Source organism: Falsiphaeobacter marinintestinus (assembly GCF_007923355.1).
In the GTDB taxonomy this organism is placed as follows: domain Bacteria; phylum Pseudomonadota; class Alphaproteobacteria; order Rhodobacterales; family Rhodobacteraceae; genus Phaeobacter_A; species Phaeobacter_A marinintestinus.
In genome coordinates, this window is sequence record NZ_VOGO01000001.1 from 726974 (window position 1) to 752795 (window position 25822).

The 25822-nt window shown below is 58.0% G+C and carries 27 protein-coding genes; 10 read left to right on the top strand and 17 right to left on the bottom strand.

The window, feature by feature from the left end; all coding sequences use genetic code 11:
* Positions 1-134: 134 nt before the first annotated feature.
* Both FOY56_RS03595 and FOY56_RS03600 read right to left on the bottom strand, forming a co-directional pair.
* Positions 135-893 (bottom strand): EcsC family protein, encoded by a 759-nt coding sequence (locus FOY56_RS03595; protein WP_146344415.1) that lies wholly within the window; start codon positions 891-893, stop codon positions 135-137.
* 63 nt (positions 894-956) lie between these two features.
* The gene (locus tag FOY56_RS03600) at positions 957-1442 is read right to left on the bottom strand and encodes a GNAT family N-acetyltransferase (protein ID WP_146344416.1); all 486 of its coding nucleotides are present in this window, start codon (positions 1440-1442) and stop codon (positions 957-959) included.
* Positions 1443-1521: 79 nt separating this feature from the next.
* Here FOY56_RS03600 and FOY56_RS03605 point away from each other — a divergent pair, with 79 nt between their 5' ends.
* Both FOY56_RS03605 and FOY56_RS03610 read left to right on the top strand, forming a co-directional pair.
* The gene (locus FOY56_RS03605; protein ID WP_146344417.1) at positions 1522-2127 is read left to right on the top strand and encodes a flavin reductase family protein; all 606 of its coding nucleotides are present in this window, start codon (positions 1522-1524) and stop codon (positions 2125-2127) included.
* A 21-nt stretch (positions 2128-2148) separates the two neighbouring features.
* Entirely contained in the window at positions 2149-2376 is a 228-nt protein-coding gene (locus FOY56_RS03610; protein WP_146344418.1) for a hypothetical protein, read from the top strand.
* Positions 2377-2520: 144 nt separating this feature from the next.
* Here the strand turns inward: FOY56_RS03610 and FOY56_RS03615 are convergent, their stop codons facing one another.
* The gene (locus tag FOY56_RS03615; RefSeq protein ID WP_146344419.1) at positions 2521-4155 is read right to left on the bottom strand and encodes a SulP family inorganic anion transporter; all 1635 of its coding nucleotides are present in this window, start codon (positions 4153-4155) and stop codon (positions 2521-2523) included.
* Between the two features lie 191 nt (positions 4156-4346).
* Here FOY56_RS03615 and FOY56_RS03620 point away from each other — a divergent pair, with 191 nt between their 5' ends.
* Together FOY56_RS03620 and FOY56_RS03625 are read left to right on the top strand one after the other, a co-directional pair.
* On the top strand, positions 4347-4541 hold the full coding sequence (locus FOY56_RS03620) for a hypothetical protein (protein ID WP_146344420.1): 195 nt from the start codon (positions 4347-4349) through the stop codon (positions 4539-4541).
* A gap of 83 nt (positions 4542-4624) precedes the next feature.
* Complete coding sequence (locus FOY56_RS03625; RefSeq protein ID WP_146344421.1) at positions 4625-5497, top strand: S-methyl-5'-thioadenosine phosphorylase; 873 nt, start codon at positions 4625-4627, stop codon at positions 5495-5497.
* On the opposite strand, the gene FOY56_RS03630 is transcribed toward FOY56_RS03625, so the two are convergent.
* Positions 5494-6069 (bottom strand): hypothetical protein, encoded by a 576-nt coding sequence (locus tag FOY56_RS03630; protein ID WP_146344422.1) that lies wholly within the window; start codon positions 6067-6069, stop codon positions 5494-5496. The genes FOY56_RS03625 and FOY56_RS03630 overlap by 4 nt on opposite strands.
* 521 nt (positions 6070-6590) lie before the next feature.
* On the opposite strand from FOY56_RS03630, the gene FOY56_RS03635 reads away from it, so the two are divergent.
* Positions 6591-7220 carry a LysE family translocator gene (locus tag FOY56_RS03635; RefSeq protein WP_146344423.1) on the top strand — a complete coding sequence of 210 codons (630 nt, stop codon included), beginning with the start codon at positions 6591-6593 and terminating at the stop codon, positions 7218-7220.
* A gap of 10 nt (positions 7221-7230) precedes the next feature.
* Here FOY56_RS03635 and FOY56_RS23445 read toward each other — a convergent pair whose 3' ends face one another.
* Entirely contained in the window at positions 7231-7404 is a 174-nt protein-coding gene (locus FOY56_RS23445; RefSeq protein ID WP_186766229.1) for a hypothetical protein, read from the bottom strand.
* Positions 7405-7741: 337 nt separating this feature from the next.
* Between FOY56_RS23445 and FOY56_RS03640 the strand changes: the two genes are divergently transcribed.
* Positions 7742-8281, top strand: a complete 540-nt coding sequence (locus FOY56_RS03640) for an adenine phosphoribosyltransferase (protein ID WP_146344424.1) — start codon at positions 7742-7744, stop codon at positions 8279-8281.
* Positions 8282-8306: 25 nt separating this feature from the next.
* On the opposite strand, the gene FOY56_RS03645 is transcribed toward FOY56_RS03640, so the two are convergent.
* The 11 genes from FOY56_RS03645 to coxB all read right to left on the bottom strand — a co-directional run bounded on the left by FOY56_RS03645 (position 8307) and on the right by coxB (position 18110).
* Entirely contained in the window at positions 8307-9725 is a 1419-nt protein-coding gene (locus FOY56_RS03645) for an FAD-binding oxidoreductase (RefSeq protein ID WP_146344425.1), read from the bottom strand.
* 42 nt (positions 9726-9767) lie between these two features.
* Complete coding sequence (locus FOY56_RS03650) at positions 9768-10592, bottom strand: MBL fold metallo-hydrolase (protein WP_146344426.1); 825 nt, start codon at positions 10590-10592, stop codon at positions 9768-9770.
* 57 nt (positions 10593-10649) lie between these two features.
* Positions 10650-11234 carry a GNAT family N-acetyltransferase gene (locus tag FOY56_RS03655; RefSeq protein WP_146344587.1) on the bottom strand — a complete coding sequence of 195 codons (585 nt, stop codon included), beginning with the start codon at positions 11232-11234 and terminating at the stop codon, positions 10650-10652.
* Positions 11235-11244: 10 nt separating this feature from the next.
* Positions 11245-12507 carry a M16 family metallopeptidase gene (locus FOY56_RS03660; protein ID WP_146344427.1) on the bottom strand — a complete coding sequence of 421 codons (1263 nt, stop codon included), beginning with the start codon at positions 12505-12507 and terminating at the stop codon, positions 11245-11247.
* Positions 12504-13892 (bottom strand): threonine synthase, encoded by a 1389-nt coding sequence (gene thrC / locus FOY56_RS03665; protein ID WP_146344428.1) that lies wholly within the window; start codon positions 13890-13892, stop codon positions 12504-12506. Before thrC ends, FOY56_RS03660 begins: the two co-directional genes overlap by 4 nt.
* Positions 13889-14569, bottom strand: coding sequence for an SURF1 family protein (locus tag FOY56_RS03670; protein ID WP_146344429.1), 681 nt, complete (start codon positions 14567-14569; stop codon positions 13889-13891). The genes thrC and FOY56_RS03670 overlap by 4 nt, the downstream gene beginning before the upstream one ends.
* 97 nt (positions 14570-14666) lie before the next feature.
* Positions 14667-15482 (bottom strand): cytochrome c oxidase subunit 3, encoded by an 816-nt coding sequence (locus tag FOY56_RS03675; RefSeq protein WP_146344430.1) that lies wholly within the window; start codon positions 15480-15482, stop codon positions 14667-14669.
* A 22-nt stretch (positions 15483-15504) separates the two neighbouring features.
* Positions 15505-16080 (bottom strand): cytochrome c oxidase assembly protein, encoded by a 576-nt coding sequence (locus FOY56_RS03680; RefSeq protein WP_146344431.1) that lies wholly within the window; start codon positions 16078-16080, stop codon positions 15505-15507.
* Positions 16080-16247: a cytochrome c oxidase system small membrane protein gene (locus FOY56_RS23450; protein WP_186766230.1), complete on the bottom strand. Its 168-nt coding sequence runs from the start codon at positions 16245-16247 to the stop codon at positions 16080-16082. The genes FOY56_RS03680 and FOY56_RS23450 overlap by 1 nt, the downstream gene beginning before the upstream one ends.
* Positions 16244-17185, bottom strand: coding sequence for a heme o synthase (gene cyoE / locus FOY56_RS03685; protein ID WP_146344432.1), 942 nt, complete (start codon positions 17183-17185; stop codon positions 16244-16246). The genes FOY56_RS23450 and cyoE overlap by 4 nt, the downstream gene beginning before the upstream one ends.
* An 85-nt stretch (positions 17186-17270) precedes the next feature.
* Positions 17271-18110, bottom strand: coding sequence for a cytochrome c oxidase subunit II (gene coxB, locus FOY56_RS03690; protein ID WP_146344433.1), 840 nt, complete (start codon positions 18108-18110; stop codon positions 17271-17273).
* Positions 18111-18307: 197 nt separating this feature from the next.
* Here coxB and tldD point away from each other — a divergent pair, with 197 nt between their 5' ends.
* Positions 18308-19729: a metalloprotease TldD gene (gene tldD / locus FOY56_RS03695; protein WP_146344434.1), complete on the top strand. Its 1422-nt coding sequence runs from the start codon at positions 18308-18310 to the stop codon at positions 19727-19729.
* A 4-nt stretch (positions 19730-19733) separates the two neighbouring features.
* Here the strand turns inward: tldD and FOY56_RS03700 are convergent, their stop codons facing one another.
* Positions 19734-20954 carry an MFS transporter gene (locus tag FOY56_RS03700; protein WP_146344435.1) on the bottom strand — a complete coding sequence of 407 codons (1221 nt, stop codon included), beginning with the start codon at positions 20952-20954 and terminating at the stop codon, positions 19734-19736.
* A 212-nt stretch (positions 20955-21166) separates the two neighbouring features.
* On the opposite strand from FOY56_RS03700, the gene dprA reads away from it, so the two are divergent.
* The 3 genes from dprA to FOY56_RS03715 all read left to right on the top strand — a co-directional run bounded on the left by dprA (position 21167) and on the right by FOY56_RS03715 (position 25821).
* Complete coding sequence (dprA, locus tag FOY56_RS03705; RefSeq protein ID WP_146344436.1) at positions 21167-22324, top strand: DNA-processing protein DprA; 1158 nt, start codon at positions 21167-21169, stop codon at positions 22322-22324.
* A 134-nt stretch (positions 22325-22458) separates the two neighbouring features.
* Complete coding sequence (topA, locus tag FOY56_RS03710; RefSeq protein WP_146344437.1) at positions 22459-25014, top strand: type I DNA topoisomerase; 2556 nt, start codon at positions 22459-22461, stop codon at positions 25012-25014.
* A 111-nt stretch (positions 25015-25125) separates the two neighbouring features.
* A complete protein-coding gene (locus tag FOY56_RS03715; RefSeq protein WP_146344438.1) occupies positions 25126-25821 on the top strand; it encodes a CoA transferase subunit A in 696 nt (231 codons plus the stop codon).
* The last annotated feature ends 1 nt before the right edge of the window (position 25822 follow it).

A 25822-nucleotide genomic window follows, 5' to 3' on the forward strand; every position in this document is an offset into this window, starting at 1 on the left:
CCTGTACATAAACTATACCGGGTTGCCCCGCGAAATCACATGACATTTTTCTAACAGATGCAACATATTGTATTACAAAGCGTGACTTACCTCAACATAGATGAAAATCGCGCCACATAGGGTGGGGCCAGAAATCAAGTCAAACGCTTGTTCATCTTGATTTCCAGCCGCTTGACCAGCGTGTCCATCGGCACGTCCGCATCAATCGCCAGCCGGCGCAAACCGAAATGCACATGTGCGATCTGCTGATAGTACTGAGCGTAGATCAGATTGATGCTTGCCCCGGCCACCGCCCCAAGAACGGGGACGGTTTGCGCTGCAAGTTTCTGCCCCAGCACGGCGGCAAGTCGTGGTGCGACGCTTGCGATCAGTTTTTGCATCGCGCCCCCGGAGAGCGTCAACCGCAATGAGATAAACGCCAGATCGGCCCCATCATCCACAGCCAGCGGGCCCGAGGCCGCAAACACGCGAATACAGTCAAACTGAACATTCTCGGCGGCAGGATCGAAGCCGTATTGCGTGGCAACCCCCTGAATAGAGCGCAGCAACATGGCGGTGGTGGCTGGCAGTTCGACAAAGGCAGCTGGCAAGCCTCCAAAACCGCCCGCCGCGCCCATCGCAGTGGTCGCAGCGGTGTTCACCCACTCGGCCTGATCTGGCAGAACCTTGCGCGAGCCCTGGGCCGTTTGCATCGCAGTCCTGAGCGCCAATTCGGTCGCACCGTCCAGACGCGAGCGGATCTCTTCCGGCAGCCGGTCAAGCAGACCTTCCGCTTTGCCGCCCAGCATGGTCAGAGCCTTGACACCGATACCGCTGGCGTCGCGATATCGTGACGCCAGCTTTTCCAGCTCGTCTTCGACATTCGGCGCATCAACGATCACGATGTCATCCATTAGCCTGTTCCCTGTGCCACCCAATTGGTTACGTAGTAAAGATCGGCACGCGACCGGACATTTTCAATCCCAGCGGGTCACAACCCCGGCTAGCCCCTGCCAGGCCCCCGGGACCAGTTCCGCCCCCAAAACCCGATTTGGGTTGGTTGGTGGTGGCATAATTACGTCTTCAATTCGATGGAATCCGAACCGGCTGTAATACGGCGCGTCCCCGACCAGAATGACACGGGTCCATCCCCGGTCGCGGGCAGCTTCCAGCCCACCCTGTATCAGCGCCGCACCCAGCCCTTCGCCCTGATGGGTCGGATGAACGGCCACCGGCCCTAACAGCAAGGCAGGCTGTGCGGCCACCCGAACCGGCCAGAACCGAATTGCACCGGCAATGGTGTCGCCGTCGTCACGAGCCACCAGACAAAGCTCGGACACGGGATCGGTTTCATCGCGCAACCTGTATGACGACAAGGCTTCGCGACCCGGCGCAAAACATAGGTCGAAAAGTGCCTCAACTGCCCACCGGTCGTCCCTGGTTTCCGATCCGAGTTCGATCACCTGTTTGCGTGCCTTTTCATCAAAGCTGGAAATCGCCCTAGCATGACGTTACGCCTTGGGCAAACAATCGGAGACATTGATGTTCTATCGCCCTGAAGATGGCCACGGCCTGCCGCACAATCCCTTCAACGCCCTGATCACACCGCGTCCCATCGGCTGGATATCGACTCGCAGCACCGATGGCGTCAACAACCTGGCGCCGTATTCGTTTTTCAACGGTGTGGCCTATGTGCCGCCGCAAGTGATGTTTTCCACGACCGGTGACAAGGCGGATCAGGATAACGGCAAGGACAGCCTGGCCAACATCCGTGAAACCGGTGAATTCTGCGTCAACGTCGTGGCCGCAGCCGCGCAGGATGCAATGAACGTGAGTTCTGCGACACTTCCGAAAGACGTCGACGAGTTTGCCCATGCAGGCCTGACGCCAATCGAGTGCGAAACGATCAAATGCGCCCGCGTGGCAGACGCACCTGCCGCGTTGGAGTGCCGGATGACCCAGATTGTCCGATTGGCGGGCGAAACCAACTATGTGGTCTTCGGCGAGGTTGTCGGTATTCACATGCGAGACGATTGCATTGTGAATGGCAAATTCGACGCGACCGTCTATCAGCCTTTGGCGCGTATGGGGTACCGCGACTACACCGTTGTCAAGGATACGTTCGAACTGATCCGACCAGACGAATAGCACGCATCGGAGCCGGTTCCTTTGACCTATTCGGCGCGCTACGACGTCCACTGTACGAAATTGGACCCAAGCATTGGGGCTCTGGCCATCGCGGAGCGACTGGAAGGCAACTATGTCTGGCTGATGCCAAGGAGCGATATTCTAATCGGCGACAGAGTCGATGAGGTCAAATTCGAAAAAGCACTGGTGCGGGAGCTTGATATCATCCGCGACTTCGATTTGGCGAAGACTATACTCTGGTCCCGATGACAGACCCGCTTCATTCTGTCGAAACCGCAGTCGGCGTGAACCCAGTGGCCCGATTGCTCACCAATCAACTTATGGGGGTGGACATCAACCTGTTCACCTCCACAAGTTTTCTGGCAGACCCATTAGTCCAAGGCATTTCCTGCCTTAGTGGCCGCCCAAAATTCCAGTTTTGACTGAATAGTCCACGGCCAGCGCATAGTCAGGGTCATCGTCGCTGTCGACCATCAGGTGACCGGCCTTTGTCAGCAGTTTGTGACAATCCCGGCTGAGATGGCGCAGCATCACTTTCTTGCCGGCGGCCTCGTATTTCAGTGCGACCGCTTCTATCGCTTGCAAGGCCGATTGATCCACAACGCGACTTTCAGCAAAATCTATGATCACGGTGTCCGGATCTTCCGCGACTTCGAACAATTCAGCAAACCCTTCGGATGATCCGAAGAACAGTGGCCCATTGATTTCATAAACCTTTGCGCCCTCTTCAGTCGCCGAGTCGCGGGTCACCGCGTGAATCCGCTTTGCGTTGTTCCACGCATAGGCCAGCGCAGAGACGATCACACCGACAACCACAGCCACGGCAAGATCTTCCATCACAGTCACGACGGTCACCAGAACGATCACAAAGGCATCGGTCAGCGGCACTTTACGCATGATGTTGAACGAGTTCCACGCGAACGTCCCGATCACCACCATGAACATCACACCAACGAGCGCGGCCAGCGGGATCACTTCGATTACCGGCGAGGCGACCAGAATGAACAGCAGCAGGAACATCGCGGCGGCAATTCCGGCCACACGGGTCCGCCCCCCCGACTTCACGTTGATCATTGACTGCCCGATCATCGCACAGCCGCCCATGCCGCCGAAAAAACCGGTGACAACGTTGGCCGTACCTTGTGCAATACATTCCTGGCTGGCCCCGCCGCGCTTGCCAGTCATTTCACCAACAAGGTTCAGGGTCAGCAGGCTTTCGATCAGACCAATTGCGGCCAGAATGACCGAATAGGGCAGGATAATCTCAAGCGTTTCCCAACTCAGCGGCACAACAGGGATATGAAATTTCGGCAAGCCACCCTGGATCGACGCCAGATCGCCAACGCGTGGCACATCAAGACCAAAGCCGATCACCAGCGCAGCCACGACCCCGATCCCGGCCAGCGGCGCGGGGATAACCCGCGTGATCTTGGGCATCACCCAGATCACGGCCATGGTCAAACCGACCAGCCCAAGCATCGTGTAGAGCTGCAAACCTGACAGCCATTCGCCACCCGACATGCCATGCCCGGTATTAACCATGGTGCCGGGCACCTTGAACTGGCCCATCTGGGCCAGGAAAATCACGATGGCCAGACCGTTTACAAAACCCAACATCACCGGGTGCGGTACCAGTCGGATGAACTTGCCCCATTGCATGATTCCGGCAATCACCTGCAGGATTCCCATAAGGACAACGGTTGCGAACAGATATTCGACACCGTGCTGCGCCACCAAAGCCACCATGACCACGGCCAACGCACCGGTCGCGCCCGAGATCATGCCTGGGCGTCCACCAATCAGCGCCGTGATCAGACCGACCATGAAGGCGGCATAGAGACCCACCAACGGGTGCACCCCCGCCACAAAGGCAAAGGCCACCGCTTCGGGCACCAGCGCCAAAGCCACCGTGAGCCCCGACAGCAGCTCGATCCGCACCCGCGACACACTGAAACCGTCATCGGGCATCCAGCGCAGGTCGGGCATGGCAATACGATTGGCAAACGAGGCCAGAAGGGCTCGGGGCATGGAATCAGTCCTGTTGGTGAGGGCGCGCAGCGGTGCCGCGTCTGTACCCGCTTGTCCAGTCCATATCTAGGGTAGCAAGTGGGATGCAGCCATGCATCCAGCGCAACCCTAGTTATCTGCAATGGTCTATCACACTTTCCAAACCGTCCCAATCCGCTACCGTGACAACAGCCGATCCGCAGGAGCCTTTGATGCCGTTGATCGCCCGCTGGCACGATATCGAAACCCATTACCCCGACGGGCTGACCCCGGCCGAAAAGCAGTTGGTGGCAGCCTGCAAGGCGGGCGGGGACCTTGGGGCTGGCACCTTTGGTGGGCGCGCTGGGTGTTCATCATCGCCGGCTGGCTGGTCACGGCACTGGGCGCGGCTGCGATCATCGGGTTGATCCGCCGGGAATAGGCGCGAATAGGCGCTTTTCAATCCGGGCCTCATCGCTAATCTGCGACACAGCACAACACCGGAGACACCATGACACAGACCAAACTCGCCGTGATCGGCGGATCGGGCATCTACGACATCGACGGGCTGGACGGCGCGGAGTGGGTCACGGTCAATACGCCCTGGGGCGATCCCAGCGATCAGATCCTGACCGGCACGCTGAACGGGGTACCGATGGCGTTTCTGCCCCGCCACGGGCGTGGGCATGTGCATTCGCCAACCGAAGTGCCGTATCGCGCCAATATCGACGCGTTGAAGCGGCTGGGTGTGACCGACATCATTTCGGTCTCAGCCTGCGGATCGTTCCGCGAAGACATGGCCCCGGGGCATTTCGTCATTGTCGATCAGTTCATTGACCGGACCTTTGCCCGCGAGAAAAGCTTTTTCGGGACCGGATGCGTGGCCCACGTAAGCGTGGCCTATCCCACCTGCCCGCGCTTGGGCGACGCTTGCGAAACCGCCGCGCGGGACGCAGGCATCACCGTGCATCGTGGCGGCACCTATCTGGCAATGGAAGGGCCGCAGTTTTCAACGCTGGCGGAATCGCAGATGTATCGCAATCACTGGGGCGCGGATGTGATCGGGATGACCAATATGCCCGAGGCAAAACTGGCCCGCGAGGCCGAGATTGATTACGCCTCGGTCGCGATGGTCACCGATTACGACAGCTGGCACCCGCATCACGGCGAGGTCGACGTGACCAAGATCATCGAGACGCTGATGGGCAATGCCGAACATGGCCGCCAGATGGTGACCCGCCTGCCCGCCCTGCTTGGCGCTGGCCGCGCGCCCTGCCCGCACGGCTGCGACCGGGCATTGGAGAATGCGATCCTGACCGCGCCAGACAAACGGGACCCAGCGGTTCTGGCGCGGCTGGATGCGGTCGCAGGGCGGGTGCTTTAGGTACTGCCCAGTGTACGTTCCAGATCGAACAGGCCCTGCTTGATTCGAGTCAGAAACCGGGTTCGTTTCAGCTCGAACAGATCAACCTGATCTGCGCGGCATCCCGCATCACAGTCAGACAAAACGAAAGGATCCGGTTTGAAAGTGACCATGAACGCGTCGGACATTTTTCCATCCGAATAGTATACGGTGTCGACAATATAAACCTCGTAATTCGGATTATTGACCCGCTCGACAAGAACTGGGATGCAAGCTGAATCGAATTCACCGCCAGCGAACTTGTTGTGTTGCTTATTAAGGCTCCATTTGCGCTCGACGGGTTTTGCGAGAACCACGCCCATAAAGCTGTTGTCGATTTCCCCGGCGAAATTGGCAATGGCCGCGTTGTAGCTTTCGCCTGCCAGGTTCCGTCCGTGAAACACCTCGACTTTGGGAGCCGCACGGCTCACGCCCTGCAGCACACAGCTGGCGGTAGGTTCGAAACGGCCGCCTCTCTTGTGAAATGCATAGGCCTTGCCCGGTTCCGGTTCGTGCACTTCATCGGCATCAACCGAATTGCTGTGCAGAAACAAGTCATGATTATCCGTGCAAAAAATGTTTTGTTTCACGAAAATGAATGTTGCCAGGCAAGCTATGGACCCGGCCAATAATATCTTGCTACGTTCCATTTTTATTCACCTTAATTAGGGCAGCACAGTGTCCCGCCGCAATTGAAGTATCCGGCCGGACACGCCGAAGCAGTATGGGTCATCAGGAAAAAGGCGAAAAACGCCAAAAGGAAATATTTCATATCAATTACTCCAATAATAATGAACTACAATACCATACTTTTTCACTTTTTTCACCCCTACTGCCACGCGCGCCCAAGCCCCTGCTGCTCAAAAGGAATTCTGCATGTGTGTCTCACTGGGGCATAAGGCAACGAAAAGGCGCAGGCCTCCTGATTCGCGCGGCTCGATGCCCTCCTTTTGCCCACTGTCCGGGCGGGTCGATGTGAGTTTTATCCCTGATGCACAGTCATTTGCCTTGCGAAACAAATGTCCAATCGGTTTACCTGTCCCAAGATTTCACGTTTTGAACATTGGACAACATGATGTCGATCGACCTTTGGCTTGCCTTCGTGGCCGCCTCGACCGCACTCTTGCTGATCCCAGGCCCAACTGTTCTGTTGGTCCTGAGCTATGCCCTCAGCAAAGGCCGCAGCGTGGCGGTTGCCAGTGCAGCAGGTGTAGCTATGGGCGATCTGATTGCCATGACCGCATCGCTGGCGGGGCTGGGTGCGCTGGTCGCCACCTCGGCCACGGTGTTCATGGCTCTGAAGTGGGTAGGCGCAGCTTATCTTGTCTGGCTGGGCGTCAAGCTGTGGCGCAGTGCGCCGTCGTCGGGGTTGCAGCATCTGGCCAGTTCCCGCAATGCCGGAGCTGGCAGGGTCTTTGGCCATACCGCCGCCGTGACCGCTCTGAACCCCAAATCGATCGCGTTCTTCATAGCTTTTGTGCCGCAATTCCTGCGACCCGAGGCGCCGCTGGTTCCGCAATTCGCCATCCTGATCGCAACTTTCGTCACACTGGCTGCCCTTAACGCGCTGGCTTATGCGCTGCTTGCCGACAAACTGCGCCGGTGGGTTGGGCAACCAAGGGTCATCACCGGGCTGACCCGGGCTGGCGGGGTCACTTTGATGGGAATGGGACTTGCCACCGCTCTCCTGCGGCGGCCTGCGTAAGACCGGCAGTTCAGCTGTCGCTGTTTTCCTTCATGAAACCGCGAATAAAGCGGCGAATTTCGCGCGCAGCGCTGGTATCAAGCTCTTTGCACAACTTGACGAACGCGTCCCGTTCGTCCTTGTCCAGCCTAAGGACCAGCTGGCTGTTTTTCTTGCCAATGGTCTTGCCGTCTTTTTTTGTCACGACGCGCGTCCCGTGTTTTCTTGAAAAACACGCCTAGTCAATGCATATACATAGCATAGGCGTTGTAGGTAAAAATGACAGTACCAACAAAAAGAAAGGAAAGGCAAATGAACCTCCTTGCCGCGCAGCACATTCTTGTTCAGGACCGCGCAGATTGGAACAAACCGCATCTGAGTTGGATCCCGAAAACCCTTTACCGCAGCTTTTTCAATACGCGGAAAAACCACTGATCCGGATGCCAACCTGCGGGGTCTCTCGCAGAATGACAATCGCCCCTTGCATGACCGGGGCACATCGTCCAAACCCCACCCGATCTTGTTAAAATCGGGGTGGCCCCATGAACCAGACCTTCCACGTTAAGGATTACATTCGCACGATCGTCGATTTCCCGCATGAAGGGATCATGTTCCGGGATGTCACCACCCTGTTTGCCGATCCGCGTGGATTTCGCATGGCGATCGACCAGATGCTACTGCCCTACGCTGGTGCAAGAATCGACAAGGTCGTTGGTCTTGAAGCACGCGGTTTCATCATGGGGGGCGCCATTGCTCATCAGTTGAGCGTCGGGTTTGTCCCGATCCGCAAAAAGGGCAAACTGCCCGGCACGACGATCTCACAGGATTACAAGCTGGAATACGGTGAGGCGATTGTCGAGATCCACGACGATGCCATCCAGCCCGGCGAAAAGATCCTTGTGGTCGATGACCTGCTGGCAACTGGCGGCACGGCAGCTGCCGGGATCAAGCTGATTGAACGGTTGGGCGGTGAGATCGTGTCATGCGCGTTCATCATCGACCTACCGGATCTGGGTGGTCGCAAGGTGTTGGAAGGCATGGGCATGGACGTGCATGCCTTATGTGCGTTTGAAGGCCTGTAGCAGCCCTCGCCGGGTCACAACCAAGTCAAAGACTGCGTAGAACAGCGCCGGGATTCATGATCCCAATCGGATCGAGTGCGGCCTTGATCGCACGCATCACCTCGACCCCGACAGGGTCACCATAGCGTTCAAGATCGGCGGTCTTAAGCCGCCCGACACCATGTTCGGCACTGACCGATCCATCCATCTCGTGAACCAGGTCGTACACCGCCTGTTTGACCACGTCCCGGCAGTTTGAATAGTCGGCCTTACTGCGCCCTTTGGCTGGGAACACGTTATAGTGCAGGTTGCCATCGCCAAGGTGGCCAAATGCATTCAGGCGAAATTCGCCGATCCTTGCCACGATTGCGTTTCCACGTTCCAGAAACTCCGGAATGCGGCTGATCGGGATCGAGATATCATGGCTCGACACCGCCCCAACACGCCGGTTGGCCTCGGGGATTTGTTCACGCACGTTCCAGAATTCAGTTCGTTGTGCCTCGGACTGGGCAATCAACCCATCGCTCACAAGACCCGCCTCAAACGCGGCTCCGAACAGCGTTTCCAAAGCTTCTGTAGGATCCAGCCCTTTGGCCAGTCCCAGTTCGATCAGAACGCACCATGTCGGAATCTCGGCATATGGCAGGCGCAGATCGGGTAGGACCTCGGCCAGAAAATGCATACCCTGACCATCGATCAGTTCAAAGGCACTGACGCCATCACCCAGGTGGTCACGGGCAAGCGACAGCAGGTCAAGCGCATCTGCTGGGCTTGGCACGGACAGAAGCGCGGTGCCGATGCCAGCCGGTTGTGGGAACAGTTTCAGCGACGCGGCCGTGATAATGCCCAACGTGCCCTCGGCGCCAATCAGCAGGTCTTTCAGATCATAGCCCAGATTGTTCTTGCGCAGGCGCGACAGCCCGTTCCAGATCCGCCCATCTGGCAGCACCGCCTCAAGCCCCAGACACAGATCACGGGTGTTGCCATACCGCAGCACGGCCGTACCGCCTGCATTGGTCGACAAATTGCCACCAATCCGCGCTGACCCTTCCGACGCCAAAGACAGCGGGAACAATCGGCCAGCATTTTCGGCAGCGGTCTGAATGTCAGCCAGAATTGCGCCGGCTTCCACGATCATCACGTTTTCCGCCGGATACAGGTTTCGGATCGCCTGCATGCGTTCCAACGAAATGATCAGCGGCGGGGGCCCGTCGGTCGCAATCTGCCCCCCTACCAAGCCGGTGCCGCCGCCATAAGGGACAACCGGGACGCGGGCCTCGTGTGCGGCGCGCATCAGGGTCGAGACCTCTTCGGTGCTGCGTGGGGCAGCAAGCACCCCGCACTGTCCCTGAAACAGGCCACGGGGCTCTTCCAGATATCTGGCCTCGACAGGGCGAAAAACATCCTCAGGAACGGAATCGCGCAAGCGCCGTGCAAAGGCTTCATCTGCAGGACAAAAGGTCATGGCACCATCCATGCCGTGCCCGTGGTCACGACGCAAGTCGGATCACTCAAGTTCGATAAGGTATCGCGGTTCCAGGACAACCACGGTTGGACGATCCGGCAGAGTGCGCAACGAGACTTCAAAGGATGACTCTCCGGGCCGTTCGATAGCGAACGTGCCTTCAATTCCCGACAGGAACGCCCCCAGCGAATAGCCGCTGAACCAATGCATCGGAATTACCACCGAGGATTTTAGCCTTTGCAGCACTTTAATCATGTCCGGCAGAGGCATGGTCGACCCGCCATCCACCGCCGCCATGACGACATCAAGTCGACCGAGCGCGGCGAACTGGGCATCGTTAGGTATGTGGTGCAGGTGCCCAAGATGGCCAATGCAAAGACCCGCCACTTCGAACACGAAGATCGAATTTCCGTTGGTTTCGATCCCTGCGAATTGCGACCTGATATCGGTCGACACATTGCGCACCAGCATCTCGCCAAGATCCAGGTGGTGGTCGATCCCTTCACCGAATGCCCCCCACCCTGGCAGCGCATGCGGAATCGCCGGGTCGGGAAAAGCCGTCCAATGGGTGTCATGCGCGTGGTTCATGGTGACCACGTCAGGAATCATATCGGCGGTCCCGATGAAGCCGGTGAAGTCCGTGACGGCGTTCAGCCCACCAGCGGTTTGGATCAGAAAGCTTGCATGGGCAATATAGCTGATCCTGACCGTGTATGCGTCCGGCAGCGGCGCGTTCCAAGATGCCTTGTGCAGATATTCGATCCCCGGCGCGGCATCGGCTATAGCGATGCAGTGACTGGGGCGGCGATCTTGCGCAGTGGCAGCGCCGGAAAAGGCCAAAAGACAAACCAGAAATGCTCGGAACATCGCGTACCCTCCGTTCAGGAAAGGGTAGCACAGCTGGGCGTCAGATCCAGTTTCAGATCAGCCCGCTTCGGACTTTCCGCGACGATCGCTGCGCAAACTGGCGTACAGCACATGTGTACGCCAGCGTCCGTTGATCTGAAGATAGGATTGCGCGACACCTTCATATTTGAAGCCACAGCTTTCCAGCAGCCCGCGCGATGCCGCGTTTTCCGGCAGGCACGCTGCCTCGATTCGGCTGAGATCCAGCCGCGTGAAGGCATAGTGGGTGATCGCAGCGGCAGCCTCGCGCATATAGCCTTTTCTGGCAAAATGCGCGCCTGTCCAATACCCCAAGGTGCCGGCCTGCGCCGGACCACGTCGGATGTTGTCCAGCGTGATCGCGCCCAGAAGCGTTTCGTCCTTGCGGCGGAACAGAAACAGCGGCACCGCCGATCCACCTGCGATCGACCTTTGGGCCCAATAGACACGGTTGGTAAAGGCCTTGCGGCTCAGGTGGTCAGGCGACCAGCTGGGTTCCCACGGTACGAGATAATCCATGCTTTGCCGCCGCAGCGCCGCCCAATCTCGAAAATCCGAATGCGTCGGCGGTCGTAGAGACAGCCGCTCGGTCTCGAGCTTGAGTTTCCGTTTGGCCAGCAGCATCAGGACAGCATCAGGCGGCACGCCTCTCCCGCAACTGGTCCAAAGTCGGTGCAGCCTCGATCGGGCCGTACAGCGCCAAAGCCGCCGGAGCCTGACTTGCCATATGTTGGGCGAACTCGCGCACATCTCCGGTTGTCACGGCATCGATCCGGGATATGGTTTCTTCCAGAGACGGGACCTTGTCCCAGATCTGAACCAGACGGGCCAGTCGCTCGGCTCGGTTCGATGGGCTTTCCAGCCCCATCAGCATCCCCGCCTTCATCTGAGCCCGCGCTCGCGCCACCTCTTCCGGGGACATGTCATGGGCGGCCCGCTTCATTTCGTCGATGGTAATGCCCGCCAGTTCGGCCACCTGCCCGGCACTTGTCCCGGCATAGATCGTTGTTGTGCCGGTATCGGCATAGGCACCGGTCTGGGCAAAGATCGTATAGCAAAGCCCGCGCATTTCGCGGATTTCCTGAAACAGGCGGCTCGACATGCCGCCGCCCAAAACGCTGGAATAGATCTGCGCCGTATAAATCGCATCGTCGCGGTAGCCGGGGCTTTCGAACGCCAAAGCAAAATGTGCCTGCTCCAGCTCCTTGTCCCGCCGCATTTCGCCGCCGGTAAACGTAGCAGGTTCTACCACGCCTTCAGCGCCCGGCTGCAGATGTCCAAACAGCTTTTCGGCCAGCTTTACCAACACATCATGATCAACCGCACCGGCGGCCGACAGGATCATCTGTCCGGGGTTGTAGTGTTCGCCAACAAACCCGGCCAAATCTTCGCGCGAAAACGCACTGACCCGTTCGGATGGACCCAGGATGGTGCGGCCCAATGGCTGATTGCGATAGCTTTCTTCCTGAAGCCAGTCGAAAATCACGTCATCGGGTGTATCATAAGCCTGACCGATTTCCTGCAGGATCACGCCGCGTTCGACTTCGATCTCGTTAGGATCGAAGATCGGGTTCAGCACGATGTCCGCGATCACGTCCAGAGCCAGCGGCACGTCGTTCTGCAAAACCCGTGCGTAATACGCCGTCACTTCGCGCGAGGTGTAGGCGTTGATATAGCCACCCACGTCTTCGATCGATTCGGCGATCTGCAAAGCGGTGCGCCGTTTCGTACCCTTGAACGCCATATGCTCCAAAAAATGGGCAATGCCGTTTTGTTCGATCCGCTCGTGACGGCCGCCGGCTGTCACCCAGATGCCAATCGAAGCGGATTGCAGGCCAGGCATATGTTCGGAAACGATACGAAACCCGTTGGAAAGTCGATCTTGCTGAACAGTCACGTAGCGATATGCCCTTTGATATGATCCTCGATGACGGCCAGATCGTTTGCGATCCGGGTCACCCGTTCTGACCTCTCATACAGATCCGACATGCGCGGGGGAAGAGGTGGATGTACGCCACTCGCTTCTTCGACTGCCGCCGGGAATTTTGCCGGATGCGCCGTGGCCAGTGTGACCATCGGAACCGACGCGTCGCGCGCCTGTTCGGCGATATGTACGCCAACCGCGGTGTGCGGGCAGATCAGTTCGGCACCAGTCGCCAGTGTCGTTCGGATCGTCGCCAGCGTTTCAGCTTCGGATGTGCAGCCTGAGTCGAAGGTTTCGCGCAACGCCTGCATAGCCCCTTGGCTGACATTGAACCCGCCAGATTTCAACTCATCCATCAGTTGCGACACGGCTGCGCCGTCCCGATCGTAGGCATAGAACAAAGCCCGCTCAAAGTTCGAGCTGACCTGTATGTCCATGGACGGGCTGATCGACGGAATTGTCTGGCCCTTGAAATACCCTTCTCCGTTCAGGCAACGGTGCAGGATGTCGTTCTGGTTGGTAGCAACCACCAGGCGGTCAATCGGCAGGCCCATTTGCTTGGCGATGTATCCGGCAAAGACGTCGCCGAAGTTCCCGGTCGGAACGGTAAAGCTGATCTTGCGGTACGGGGCGCCCAGCGACACAGCCGACGAGAAATAATAAACCACCTGCGCAAGGACACGGGCCCAGTTGATCGAGTTCACACCGGCAAGCTTCACGCCGTCGCGAAATTCGAAATCGTTGAACATGTCTTTGACCCGGGCCTGACAGTCGTCGAAATCGCCGTCCATCGCCAATGCGTGCACATTGGAATCCTGCGGCGTCGTCATCTGTCGGCGCTGCACTTCAGACACGCGACCATGCGGGTAGAGGATGAACACATCAACCGCTTCCAGCCCGCGGAAGGCGTCGATCGCTGCCGAGCCCGTATCGCCACTGGTGGCGCCAACGATGGTCACCCGGTCGCCACGGCGTTTGAGAGCCGCCTCAAACAGCTGACCGATCAGCTGCATGGCGAAATCCTTGAAGGCCAATGTCGGGCCGTGAAACAGCTCAAGCAGGAAATGGTTTGGGGCCAGTTGCACCAGCGGTGCGCGGGCGGCATGGTCGAAGCCGTCATAGGCGCGGGCGATGATCTCGCGGAACTCGTCATCCGCAAAGGTGTCGCCGATATAGGGCCGCATCACACGGAAAGCAGTTTCTTCATAGCTAAGTCCACCGAGGGCCGCGATGTCATCCGCGCTCATCACAGGGATCTCGGCGGGCACATACAGCCCCCCATCGCGGGCCAGTCCGGTCAGCATTGCCTCTTCAAAGGTCAACTCAGGCGCTTGGCCACGGGTGGAGATATATTTCATGAATTCTTGCCTCTGGCTTTGGCGCGGGTGCGCCACAGAAAGTAGATGCTCATCAAAGCCCAGACCAGCGCCAGGCCGTACCAGGTGACAGCGTATTGCAGGTGATCATTCGGAATGCCAGTCGTATCGACAGGAAGCGGAGTGACCCCGGAATCGGCGTCGGTTTTGGCTATGATCAGAATCGGGTCGGTTTTGAGCGCCTCGGCCAGCATGGCAACATCGCGCGCAAACCAGATGTTTCCAGCACGGTCGGGATCCGGTGTGTAGCTGTCGATTTCAATCGGCCAGTGCAGATTGCCAGCGACTTGCATCGCACCCAAAGCGCGATCTGTCGCCTTGTCTTCAGGCGCGATGAAACCCCGGTCGATCAGAATGCGTCGCCCATCCTTGGTTTTGAACGGAGCAATGACACGATACCCGGCCCCGACCTTTTTGAGCGACACCAGAACGTGGATTTCGCCCGGCAGCATTACACCATCCACAACCACCGAACGGTACTTGTCTTTGACCGGATCCGGATTGGCTGGCAGCGAAATCGGGGGCTGTGTGATCCGGGCTGTGATCTCGGCCAGAATGGCTTCTTTCTCAGCCAGACGACGAACCTGCCAGTTGCCAAGGCTGACGAGTACGGCAACTCCGGCAATGGAAATGATCAGCGCGAACAAAAGACGTTGCATGGGGCGCTCAGGCTCTGGAAATGGCAAAGGGCGCGCAGATCAATCCGCACGCCCTGTTTGATACGCTGTCTCTGCGGGTTTTCAACCGCAAACAGGTTTAGTGCATGCCTGCGGTGCCCCAAAGGTACACAGCAAAGAACAGGAACAGCCAGACAACGTCAACGAAGTGCCAGTACCAGGCCGCCATTTCGAACCCGACGTGATCGGTTTCCGTGAAATCGCCCTTCATCGCGCGGATCATGCAAATGATCAGAAATATCGTCCCGATCAGTACGTGAAATCCGTGGAACCCGGTGGCCATGAAGAAGTTGGAATAGAAGACATCGCCGCCAAATTCCCAGCCTTCATGCAGCAACAGTTCGCCATATTCATAGGCTTGGAACGCGGTAAAGAAGATTCCCAGAACGATGGCAATCGCCAGCCCCTGCACCAACGCCTTGCGGTCATTGTTGTGAACCAAGGCGTGGTGCGCCCAAGTTACAGCACAACCTGACAACAGCAGGATCAGAGTGTTTATCAGCGGCAAGTGGAACGGGTCAACGGCGTGTATCGTCGGCTGAACATACTCGGTCCCGCTGTATTCATACATCGGATACATCATGTGTTTGAAGAACGACCAGAACCAGGCGAAAAAGAACATCACTTCGGACATGATGAACAGGATAAAGCCATAGCGCAGGCCGATCTGCACGACCGGAGTATGGTCACCAACCTTGTTTTCAGTGACCGTCTCGGACCACCAGCCGAACATGGTGTAAAGGACAGCAACAAAGCCCGCCCAGAACATCAAGGATGTGACGCCGTGCATCCAAAGCACAGCTCCGAAAAGCATGAAGAACCCAGCCACGGCACCGATCAGGGGCCATAAGGAAGGGGGTAGGATGTGATAGTCATGATTTTTTGCGTGTGCCATTAAGTGTCCCTCACCTCGCGGCCTAGTTCAAGTTCCTGTCTGCCTTTTGATCAAGGGCGGCATAGCCCTCGGGCAGATCGATTTCGTAAAACGTGTACGACAACGTGATTGTGTGCACGTATTTTCCGTCGCGGTCCCGAACGATTTCGGGATCGACGAAGAATGTCACCGGCATCTGGACGCGTTCGCCCGGTGCCAGAACCTGCTCGGTAAAGCAAAAGCAGTCGATTTTTGAGAAAAATCCGCCAGCGGAATAAGGCGTAACATTGTAGCTGGCTTGCCCCGCTACGGGTCTGTCAGTCGGGTTGTAGGCTTCATAAAACGCCAGACCGGTTTCGCCAATCTTCAGCTCCATCTCGCGGACAACGGGCGTGAATTCCCAAGCAAAATCCCGTGCCTTGGAAGCATCGAAGCGGATCTTGATGGTCTGGTCCAGCACCTCATCGGCACCGGCTCCGGCGACATTGGTCACACCGCCAAAGCCCGTGACCCGGCAGAACCAGTCATAAAAAGGTACAGACGCCCAAGCGAGCGCGCCCATGACTGTCACAACGCCAACCAGTTGCAGAACGGTTTTCTTCTGCCCGGACATGGCCATCAGCTTTGCCCCTGCGCTTCAGGGGTCATCGAGAAGTCGCCGCTGGTCACCTTGGCGATCGTCAGACCGAACACGATTGCGATAAAGGCGGCCAGAACCAAGGCGACGCCCATGTTGCGGCTGAACCGGCGTTTGTGCAGTTCGTGGGTTGTGCGTTCAAAGCTCATCCCCAGCCTCCCAGCCCATAAGGCTTGAGCAGGGCTTCAACCAGAACAGCACCAAAATGCAGGAAGAGGTACAGCAACGACAGCTTAAAGAAGCCCCGTTCGACTGCGAAATTGTCGGCTTCAGAATCGGCCTCATCGCGGCGCCAGATACGGTAAGCTCCGCGGATGAACAAAAGGTTCAGCACCGCAGCTACCGCCAGATAGATCGGCCCACCAATGCCCGAGAACGCGGCGCCGACGGCAAAGACCGCCAAAATCACGGTATAAACCAGAATATGCGCCCGTGTGGCCTTGCGTCCATGCGTAACGGTCAGCATCGGCACACCCGCATCGTCATAGTCTGAACGCATGAACAGCGCCAAGGCCCAGAAATGCGGTGGGGTCCACAGAAAGGTCAGCGCAAACATCAGCCAGGGCTCAACGGCCATGGATCCGGTTGCAGCGATCCAGCCAATGACTGGCGGGAACGCCCCGGCAGCACCACCAATAACGATGTTCTGCGGCGTCAGGCGCTTGAGCCACATGGTGTAAACAACCACGTAGAAGAAGATAGTAAAGGCAAGAAAAGCCCCGGCAAATATGTTCGTGGCCAGCGCCAGCATCACGACGCTCAGACCAGACAGAGCGAGTCCCAGGTTCAGGGCTTCGCCCGGTTCAACTTTGCCCGCCGGGATCGGGCGGCTTTTGGTACGCTTCATCACCTGATCGATGTCAGCGTCCCACCACATGTTCAGCGCGCCAGACGCACCGCCACCGATTGCGATGAACAGAATGGCGCAAAAGCCAACCATCGGGTGAATAGAAACAGGCGCTGCAATCAGGCCGACAAGGGCTGTGAACACAACCAATGACATCACGCGCGGCTTCAGCAGGGCGAAATAGTCACCGAATTCGGCTTCGTCCTCTCGGAGGCTGGCATTGATGCTCGCGTCGCTCATCTCGGTTCCCTTGGATGAAAAGGCGCTTTCCAGCGCCCAAAGTACTCAGGTCTGTCAGGCGGGGTCAGCCCCCGCCCACAGGTATCTAGTTCGAAGCCACTTTGAAGGCCACTGGTGCGCCAGCGTATTCTTCAATCGCGCCTTCCAGCCAAGCATCATAGGCTTCTTGGCTTACGACCTTGACCGTGATCGGCATATACGCGTGGTCCTTGCCACACAGCTCCGAACACTGACCGAAATAGATGCCTTCTTTTTCAGCCTTGAACCACAGTTCGGCCAAGCGACCGGGAACCCCGTCCTGCTTTACGCCGAATGCCGGGATGGTCCAGGAATGGATCACATCGGCCGCAGTCACCTGCATCACGACGATCTTGTTAACCGGCACGACCACAGCAGTGTCGGTTGCCAGCAGATATTCGTCTTCAGCATAGCCATATTCAGCCAAATCTTCTTTTTCGAGCTTGAAGCTTTCAAAGCCAAACTCGTGATCGACATAATCATAACCCCAGTACCACTGGTATCCGGTGACCTTGATGGTGATGTCTGCTTCGGGAATTTCCTGCTGCTTGAACAGAACCGGCAGCGAAAAGGCACCGATGAACACCAGAATAACGATCGGAATAATCGTCCAGGCGATCTCGATCGGAGTGTTGTGCGTAAACGACGCCGGAGTCGGGTTGGCCCGACGGTTGTAGCGCAGCATCACGATTGCAATCAGCCCGATCACGAACAGGCAGATCACGGTGATGATCACCAGAATCAGATAATCCAGCGACTGCAGGTCCCGGGCCAGTTCGGTCGCAGCGGGCTGGAAGCCCCAGCCACCCGGCACCGGCTTGCCAATGGTTTCCAGGCCATCCTGCGCCATGGCTGGAAGGGCGGTTAGGCCAGCGAATAGGCCTGAAAGCGTCAAAGCGTTCTTCATATCTCGTCCTGATCGGTTGATCGCGTTAGTTCCTCGCACCGCTCCGAATCGCTCAATCATAGGTGATTCACGAAATCGGACGGGCCCCGTTGTCTTTGCCGTCGTTAGAAATCATATTCCGGGAACCAGATAAAGCCAAATGCTTGCGTCAAACGGACGCTTTTTTGATTTAGATCAACCCGACGAGGCCATAGCTCATGTCATCAGATCAATTCCGCCCCCTCGACACCGCGCTTCCCCGTGACGAGGCGTTGTCGCTTTTGCGCAAGGCGACGGCCGGAGCAGATGACGGTGAACTGTTTGTAGAACGCCGGAAATCCGAAGCGCTTGTGTTTGATGATGGCCGTTTGCGCACGGCCAGTTACGACGCGTCAGAAGGGTTTGGCCTGCGCGCGGTTCGGGGCGAAGTCGCCGGGTATGCGCATTCAACAGACTTGTCGATTCCCGCATTGTCCCGGGCCGCCGAAACCGCCCGGTTGGCCGTTGGCGATGGTGGCGGCACGCTCGCCGATGCTCCGCAGCCGACCAACCGCCACCTGTATTCTGATCAGGACCCGATCGACGGGGTGACTTTCCCGGTTAAAATAGAAACCCTGCGTGACATCGATGCCTTTGCTCGCGATCTGGATCCCCGCGTTGTACAGGTGTCGGCAACAATCGCCGCTTCGCTGCAAGAGGTCGAAATCCTGCGCCCCGATGGCATTCAGGTGCGCGATGTGCGCCCGATGACGCGGGTCAATGTCTCGGTCATTGTTGAACAGAACGGTCGCCGCGAAACCGGCACCGCCGGTGGTGGTGGGCGCGTCGGCCTTGATGGGTTGATTGATCCGGCCGACTGGCAAGCCAAGGCGCGCGAAGCGCTGCGGATCGCGATGGTCAACCTTGATGCGGTCCCTGCCCCGGCGGGCATCATGGAAGTTGCGCTTGGCCCCGGCTGGCCCGGAATTCTCCTGCACGAGGCTATCGGGCATGGGTTAGAGGGTGATTTCAACCGCAAAGGCGCGTCCGCTTTCGCCGGGTTGATGGGCCAACAGGTGGCAGCCAAAGGCGTAACCGTGCTGGATGACGGTACCATCCCGGACCGGCGCGGATCGATCACCGTCGATGACGAAGGCACCCCATCTGGCAAAAATGTCCTGATCGAAGACGGTATTCTTGTCGGGTACATGCAAGACCGCCAGAATGCCCGGCTGATGGGCGTCTCCCCAACCGGAAATGGACGGCGACAAAGCTATGCCCATGCCCCGATGCCGCGGATGACAAACACGTACATGCTGGGCGGCGAGTCCGACCCGGCCGATCTGGTGGCCGATATCAAGGATGGCATCTGGGCCGTCGGCTTTGGCGGCGGTCAGGTTGATATCACAAACGGCAAGTTCGTGTTTTCCTGCACCGAGGCCTATCGTGTCCAGAACGGCAAGATTGGCGCGCCGGTCAAGGGCGCGACGCTGATCGGAGACGGGCCGAACGCCCTCAAACACATCCGTGCACTCGGCAATGACATGGCGCTGGACCCCGGGATGGGCAATTGCGGCAAGGAAGGCCAGTGGGTGCCTGTCGGTGTCGGCCAACCAACGGTGCTGATGGATGGTCTGACAGTGGGTGGCTCGGCGGCCTGACGGCCTAACCTTCGACTGTGATTCGGCGGGCCGCAACGATCAGCCCGCCGATCACCAATAGCCCTGCGGCGACGTACCAGCCAAGGATCACACTGATCTCGGCATGTACCATCGTCCCCTGATCCGAAGTGACCCCGGACGCAAACAGCAGCGATGTGGCCAGCACCAGACGACCGACCAGGCTTTGCGTTGACAGGTATGTGGCGCGGGTTTCATCCCCCAGCAACGGCTGAAGCCGCGCGAGAATAAATGGCCCCGCCAACGAATTTGGCACCATCCGCAAAAGCAGAACCAGTACTGCGAAAATGCTGTCTGTCAGCGACAAAACAGCGATCAGGGCAATTTGGATGCCGAACGCAAGCAGCAGAATCGCAGGCAATCCGATCGCCTTGCGCAACTTGCGCGCAAACAGTGATACCCCGACCGATATCAGCATCATCACTGACGTGAGTGTGCCACTGACCAGCGGAGCTTCGGCCTCAAGCCCAACCGTCGCCAACGCCTGCAGGATGAAAGGTTGGCCAAACACAAACGGAATGTGGCTGAATGCATACATTGAAAAGCTCAGCACAAACATCCAGCGCACGACCGGCTGGTCGAACGCATGCAGAAGTGATCTGAATCGCATGCGTTCAGTCACCACCTGCCCGTTTTTCCCGGGCTCGTGAAACCCAATCGCGATGGCCAGCATCCCCGCCATGGCGAAGACTGTCGCCGCAAACGGCAATCGCGGATCGAACATGCCAAGCGCACCGCCCACCGCCGCTGAAACCGCGAAGGCCACGAACCCGAACCGCCAGGCTTTGACCTCTTCGGCTTCGACATCGGCGGACCGACCCGCGCGGTCAAGAGATTCAAACAGCAACGAACTGTCAGTGCCCGATACGAAAGCCTGACTGGCCCCCAGACACACCTGCGCCAGTGCGAAAACGGCAAATCCGTGCCCGAGCGTCAAAAGCGATGCCCCGGCAAGCCCGGTCAAACCGGCGAGGATCAGCGTCGGTCGACGCCCGACCCGGTCGGACAAATAGCCTGATGGCACCTCCAAAACGGTCGTCGATAAGTCAAAAATGGCGTACAAAAGGATGGCTTCGGCGGCAGACAGCGTGTTTTGAAAGAACAAAAACCAAACTGCTTGCCAGAACAACAGCGATTGAAACGCCTTGAACCAAGGATACAGTTGAACATTTCGCTCTGCCTGCCGGTGATCTATCCGGGCAACCATGGCTTTAGCTTTCCACTTGAATTCAAACCACTAATCCAACCGCGTGCAGTGTTTCATCCCGACAGCTTCATAGCCAAAGCGACCTGACCAGAGATGTTCCTGTCCACCACAATCGCGAAAAGTCGAAAAAAAGTCGCATGAATTTTGAATCGATTTACCCGTCGTTAACGCCGCACCCCCTAAACCGGTCTTGCAGCATGGCGGAGCATCGGATGACCGAAGACAACCTTTCTTCCAATCACCCCCCACTCCCACCCACCACGGAAGAAGACCGGTTTTCGTGGCTTCGCCTGCTGCGCTCACGCCGGGTCGGTGTGGCGACGTTCCACCGGCTTATGGCCGAACACGGCACCGCGCAGAAAGCGTTGGACGTGCTGCCCGAAGTGGCGCGCACCGCCGGAGTTAAGGGGTATGAAATCTGCCCCGCAGGCGTCATCGACGCCGAACTCAAGGCCGCAAAAGCCGCCAATGCGCGGCTTTTGTGCCTTGGGTCGGCGGAATACCCTAGGGCCTTAGCCGAAATCAGTGACGCGCCGCCCCTGCTTTGGGCGATTGGCGATACCAGCTTGTTGCAAAAACCGATGATCGCAATGGTCGGCGCCCGCAATGCATCGTCCTTGGGCACCCGCATGGCCCGCGCACTGGCTCAAGATCTGGGTGCGCAGGAGTTCGTAGTCGTGTCCGGCCTGGCCCGCGGTGTCGATGCGGCGGCGCATCTGGCCACCATACAGTCCGGCACCGTGGCCGTTATGGCAGGTGGTGTGGACGTGATTTATCCAGCCGAGAACACGCAGCTGGCGATAGACATTTGCCAACAAGGGCTGCGTCTGTCGGAACAGCCCATGGGGTTGACACCGCAAGCCAGACACTTCCCCCGTCGCAACCGGATCATCTCAGGATTGGCGCAAGCCGTTGTGGTGGTCGAGGCCGCCGCCAAGTCCGGCAGCCTGATCACTGCACGCGATGCCCTTGATCAGGGGCGCGAGGTTCTGGCTGTCCCGGGCCATCCGTTCGACGCCCGTGCATCGGGCTGCAACATGTTGATCCGGGATGGTGCCCAACTGGTCCGCAACGCCGAGGACGTAATTGCAGCACTCCCTGTTGTCGCCCGGCCGCGTCCAGTACAACCTGATTTGCTGAGCGACCTTCCCGCGCCAAAGCCCGAAAAGCGCAGCTTGCAAGACACCGCTGCCCTGCACTCTCAAATCCTGTCCCGGCTCGGTCCATCCCCCGTCGCCGAAGATCAACTGATCCGGGATCTGTCGGTTCCCGCTGGGCAAGTTGGACCGGCCCTTGTTGATCTGGAACTTGATGGAAAAATCAACCGGCAGTCCGGCGGCTTGCTGTCGCTGACCATTCAATCCGCCTGATCGCCGGGCAGTATAGGCGTCCGAAACAGGCACAGCTGTGCTCAAACGGCGCGGATTGACATTCCCCTCTTGCACCCCACATCTTGGCCCGCCATAGAGACGCCCGTGTCCGAGCCAAGAGGATTTCGTGTTAAATGCCTGTAGTCGTTGTAGAATCCCCGGCAAAAGCCAAAACTATCAATAAGTATCTCGGAGACAATTACACCGTCTTGGCGTCGTACGGGCATGTTCGTGACCTTCCGCCCAAGGATGGATCAGTCGATACGGACCATGATTTCGATATGAAATGGGAAATCGCCAGCGACAGCAAAAAGCATGTCAAGGCGATCGCCGATGCCCTGAAAGACGACAATGCCCTGATCCTCGCAACTGACCCCGACCGCGAGGGCGAAGCGATCAGTTGGCACCTTCAGGAAGCGCTGACCAAACGCAAATCGATCAAGAAAGACACCGACGTAAAGCGTGTGACGTTCAACGCGATCACCAAGGACGCGGTGACCAAAGCGATGCAGCACCCGCGTCAAGTCGACATGCCACTGGTCGAAGCCTATCTGGCCCGCCGAGCGCTGGACTACCTTGTCGGCTTCAACCTTAGCCCCGTACTCTGGCGAAAATTACCCGGCGCTAAATCCGCAGGTCGGGTGCAGTCGGTCTGTCTGCGTTTGATCGTCGAGCGCGAAATGGAAGTCGAATCTTTCAAACCGCGCGAGTACTGGAGCGTCAAGGTGATCCTGTCGACCCCGCGCGGTCAGGATTACGAAGCCCGCCTGACCCTTTTGGCCGGCAAGAAGCTCGACAAATACGATATCGAGAATGAAACACAGGCCGAAATCGCGGTTCAGGCGATTACCAGCCGTGACATGACCATTACCTCTGTCGAGGCCAAACCGGCCAGCCGCAATCCTTCGCCGCCATTCATGACTTCGACGTTGCAGCAGGAAGCCAGCCGCAAGTTCGGCATGGGCGCGCGCCAGACGATGAGCTCGGCTCAGAGATTGTACGAAGCGGGCTATATAACGTACATGCGGACCGACGGGATCGACATGGCCCCCGAAGCGGCCACAGCCGCCCGCGACGCGATCAAGGATCGGTTCGGACCCGAATATGTGCCAAGTGCGCCGCGCATGTACAAGAACAAGGCCAAGAATGCGCAGGAAGCGCATGAATGTATTCGCCCCACGGAAATGACCCGTGATGCCAAAGCGCTGAAGGTCACGGACGAAGATCAGCGCCGTCTGTACGATTTGATCTGGAAACGTACGATTGCGTGCCAGATGGAAAGCGCGCGGCTTGAGCGGACCACCGTCGAGATTGGCAGCCAGGATGGCCAGGTTGGCCTGCGCGCGAGCGGTCAGGTGATGCTGTTTGACGGCTTCATGCGCGTCTATGAAGAAGGCCGCGATGACGTCGTCGACGAAGATGACAAACGCCTGCCGCAGATCATGCAGGGCGAAAAAGCCGACAAGCGGACAATCACGCCCGAGCAGCATTTCACGCAACCGCCGCCGCGCTACACTGAAGCGACGCTGGTCAAGCGGATGGAAGAATTGGGCATTGGCCGGCCGTCGACTTATGCCTCGATCGTGACAACCATTCAGGATCGCGGGTACGTCCGTAAAGAAAAGAACCGGCTGTTCCCTGAAGACAAAGGCCGGTTGGTGATTGCCTTCCTGACGAATTATTTCCGTCGCTATGTGGGGTATGACTTCACCGCCGGGCTTGAAAACGAACTTGATCAGGTCAGCGCCGGAGAACAGGATTACAAGGACGTTCTGGGCAAGTTCTGGCGCGATTTCTCGGCCGCAATCGCCGAAACGGCCGATCTGCGGATCACCGAAGTTCTGGAAAAAATCAACGAAGTCCTTGAACCGCATCTGTTCCCACCGAACGAAGACGGTAGCGATCCGCGGTTGTGCCCAAATTGTGGTGTTGGGCGGTTGAGCATGCGCACGGCGCGGTCAGGTGGTGCTTTCATCGGGTGTTCAAGCTATCCTGAATGCCGATACACGCGCCCCTTCGGCCCGCCTGGCATGGAAGATCTGAACGGATCGGGCATTCCGCCCGAGGGCAAGCTGCTTGGCGAAGATGCGGGCGACAAGATTTATGCGTTCAAGGGACGGTTTGGCCCCTACGTTCAACGTGGTGAAGCCACCGAAGAGAACAAGAAGCCGCCGCGTCAGTCTATTCCGAAAGGCTGGGCACCAGAAGAGGTCGACCTGGAACAGGCGTTGAAACTGCTTAGCTTGCCGCGTCTGATCGGGGACCACCCCGAAGACGGCGTGCCGATCTGGGCCAATATCGGGCGCTACGGTCCCTACCTCAAACACGCTGACACAATTTCGAACCGGGGCGGCACCAATGCCAATCTTGAGTCCGTTGAGGACGTGTTCGAAATCGGCATGAACCGCGCGGTCGAGATCATCGCGGCCAAACCGAAACGCGGCAAGGCTGCGGCGGCGACACCTTTGCGCGAGTTGGGTGAACACCCCGATGAGGGCGGACCGGTGAACGTCATGAAGGGCAAGTACGGGCCTTATGTGAAATGGGGCAAGATCAATGCCACACTTCCCGACACGATTGAGGTGGATTCAGTAACGCTGGACCAGGCGGTTGAGTTGATCACTGAAAAGGCCGGCAAATCGGGTGCCAAACGCAAAAAGCCTGCAGCACGCAAGAAAAAGGCAGGGTAGCCTGCCCTTTTTTGGGTTTAGGTAGAAATACCTTACTCCACTAGGTTTGATTGACTTTGACCTGTCTGAGCGGCAAAACCCGATCAGCACCATGAAGTTGGGGAGAGTTCCATGAAAAAAGTTTACGCCAGTCCCGCCGAAGCACTCGACGGGCTGCTTCAGGATGGTTTGACGATCGCGGCTGGTGGCTTCGGCCTGTGCGGCATCCCCGAACTGCTGTTGCAAGCGATCAAGGAAAGCGGTGTCAAGGATCTGACCTTCGCCTCCAACAATGCGGGCGTTGATGATTTTGGCATCGGCATCCTGCTTCAGACCAAACAGGTCAGAAAAATGATCTCGTCCTATGTGGGCGAGAACGCCGAGTTCATGCGCCAATACCTGTCGGGCGAGCTTGAGCTTGAATTCACCCCACAAGGCACTTTGGCCGAACGCATGCGCGCTGCCGGTGCAGGTATCCCGGGTTTCTACACCAAGACCGGAGTCGGAACCGTGATTGCCGAGGGCAAAGAGCACAAAGACTTCAACGGGGAAACCTATATCCTTGAAGAAGGCATTTTTGCCGATATCAGCATCGTCAAAGCCTGGAAAGCCGATGCAACCGGCAATCTGGTGTTCCGCAAAACCGCGCGCAACTTCAACCTGCCCGCCGCAACCTGCGGCAAGGTCTGTGTGGCCGAAGTCGAAGAAATCGTTCCAACCGGGTCGCTTGATCCCGACTGCATCCACTTGCCCGGCATCTATGTAAACCGCCTGATTCAGGGCGATCATGAAAAGCGAATCGAACAGCGCACCACCCGGGCGGCCTGAT

Coding starts and splice junctions, on each gene's coding strand:
- FOY56_RS03595 (WP_146344415.1), bottom strand. CDS start 893: ATGGATGACATCGTGATCGTTGATGCGCCGAATGTCGAAGACGAGCTG.
- FOY56_RS03605 (WP_146344417.1), top strand. CDS start 1,522: ATGTTCTATCGCCCTGAAGATGGCCACGGCCTGCCGCACAATCCCTTC.
- FOY56_RS03615 (WP_146344419.1), bottom strand. CDS start 4,155: ATGCCCCGAGCCCTTCTGGCCTCGTTTGCCAATCGTATTGCCATGCCC.
- FOY56_RS03620 (WP_146344420.1), top strand. CDS start 4,347: ATGCCGTTGATCGCCCGCTGGCACGATATCGAAACCCATTACCCCGAC.
- FOY56_RS03625 (WP_146344421.1), top strand. CDS start 4,625: ATGACACAGACCAAACTCGCCGTGATCGGCGGATCGGGCATCTACGAC.
- FOY56_RS03635 (WP_146344423.1), top strand. CDS start 6,591: ATGTCGATCGACCTTTGGCTTGCCTTCGTGGCCGCCTCGACCGCACTC.
- FOY56_RS03640 (WP_146344424.1), top strand. CDS start 7,742: ATGAACCAGACCTTCCACGTTAAGGATTACATTCGCACGATCGTCGAT.
- FOY56_RS03645 (WP_146344425.1), bottom strand. CDS start 9,725: ATGACCTTTTGTCCTGCAGATGAAGCCTTTGCACGGCGCTTGCGCGAT.
- FOY56_RS03650 (WP_146344426.1), bottom strand. CDS start 10,592: ATGTTCCGAGCATTTCTGGTTTGTCTTTTGGCCTTTTCCGGCGCTGCC.
- FOY56_RS03655 (WP_146344587.1), bottom strand. CDS start 11,234: ATGCTGCTGGCCAAACGGAAACTCAAGCTCGAGACCGAGCGGCTGTCT.
- thrC (WP_146344428.1), bottom strand. CDS start 13,892: ATGAAATATATCTCCACCCGTGGCCAAGCGCCTGAGTTGACCTTTGAA.
- FOY56_RS03670 (WP_146344429.1), bottom strand. CDS start 14,569: ATGCAACGTCTTTTGTTCGCGCTGATCATTTCCATTGCCGGAGTTGCC.
- FOY56_RS03675 (WP_146344430.1), bottom strand. CDS start 15,482: ATGGCACACGCAAAAAATCATGACTATCACATCCTACCCCCTTCCTTA.
- FOY56_RS03680 (WP_146344431.1), bottom strand. CDS start 16,080: ATGGCCATGTCCGGGCAGAAGAAAACCGTTCTGCAACTGGTTGGCGTT.
- FOY56_RS23450 (WP_186766230.1), bottom strand. CDS start 16,247: ATGAGCTTTGAACGCACAACCCACGAACTGCACAAACGCCGGTTCAGC.
- cyoE (WP_146344432.1), bottom strand. CDS start 17,185: ATGAGCGACGCGAGCATCAATGCCAGCCTCCGAGAGGACGAAGCCGAA.
- coxB (WP_146344433.1), bottom strand. CDS start 18,110: ATGAAGAACGCTTTGACGCTTTCAGGCCTATTCGCTGGCCTAACCGCC.
- tldD (WP_146344434.1), top strand. CDS start 18,308: ATGTCATCAGATCAATTCCGCCCCCTCGACACCGCGCTTCCCCGTGAC.
- FOY56_RS03700 (WP_146344435.1), bottom strand. CDS start 20,954: ATGGTTGCCCGGATAGATCACCGGCAGGCAGAGCGAAATGTTCAACTG.
- dprA (WP_146344436.1), top strand. CDS start 21,167: ATGACCGAAGACAACCTTTCTTCCAATCACCCCCCACTCCCACCCACC.
- topA (WP_146344437.1), top strand. CDS start 22,459: ATGCCTGTAGTCGTTGTAGAATCCCCGGCAAAAGCCAAAACTATCAAT.
- FOY56_RS03715 (WP_146344438.1), top strand. CDS start 25,126: ATGAAAAAAGTTTACGCCAGTCCCGCCGAAGCACTCGACGGGCTGCTT.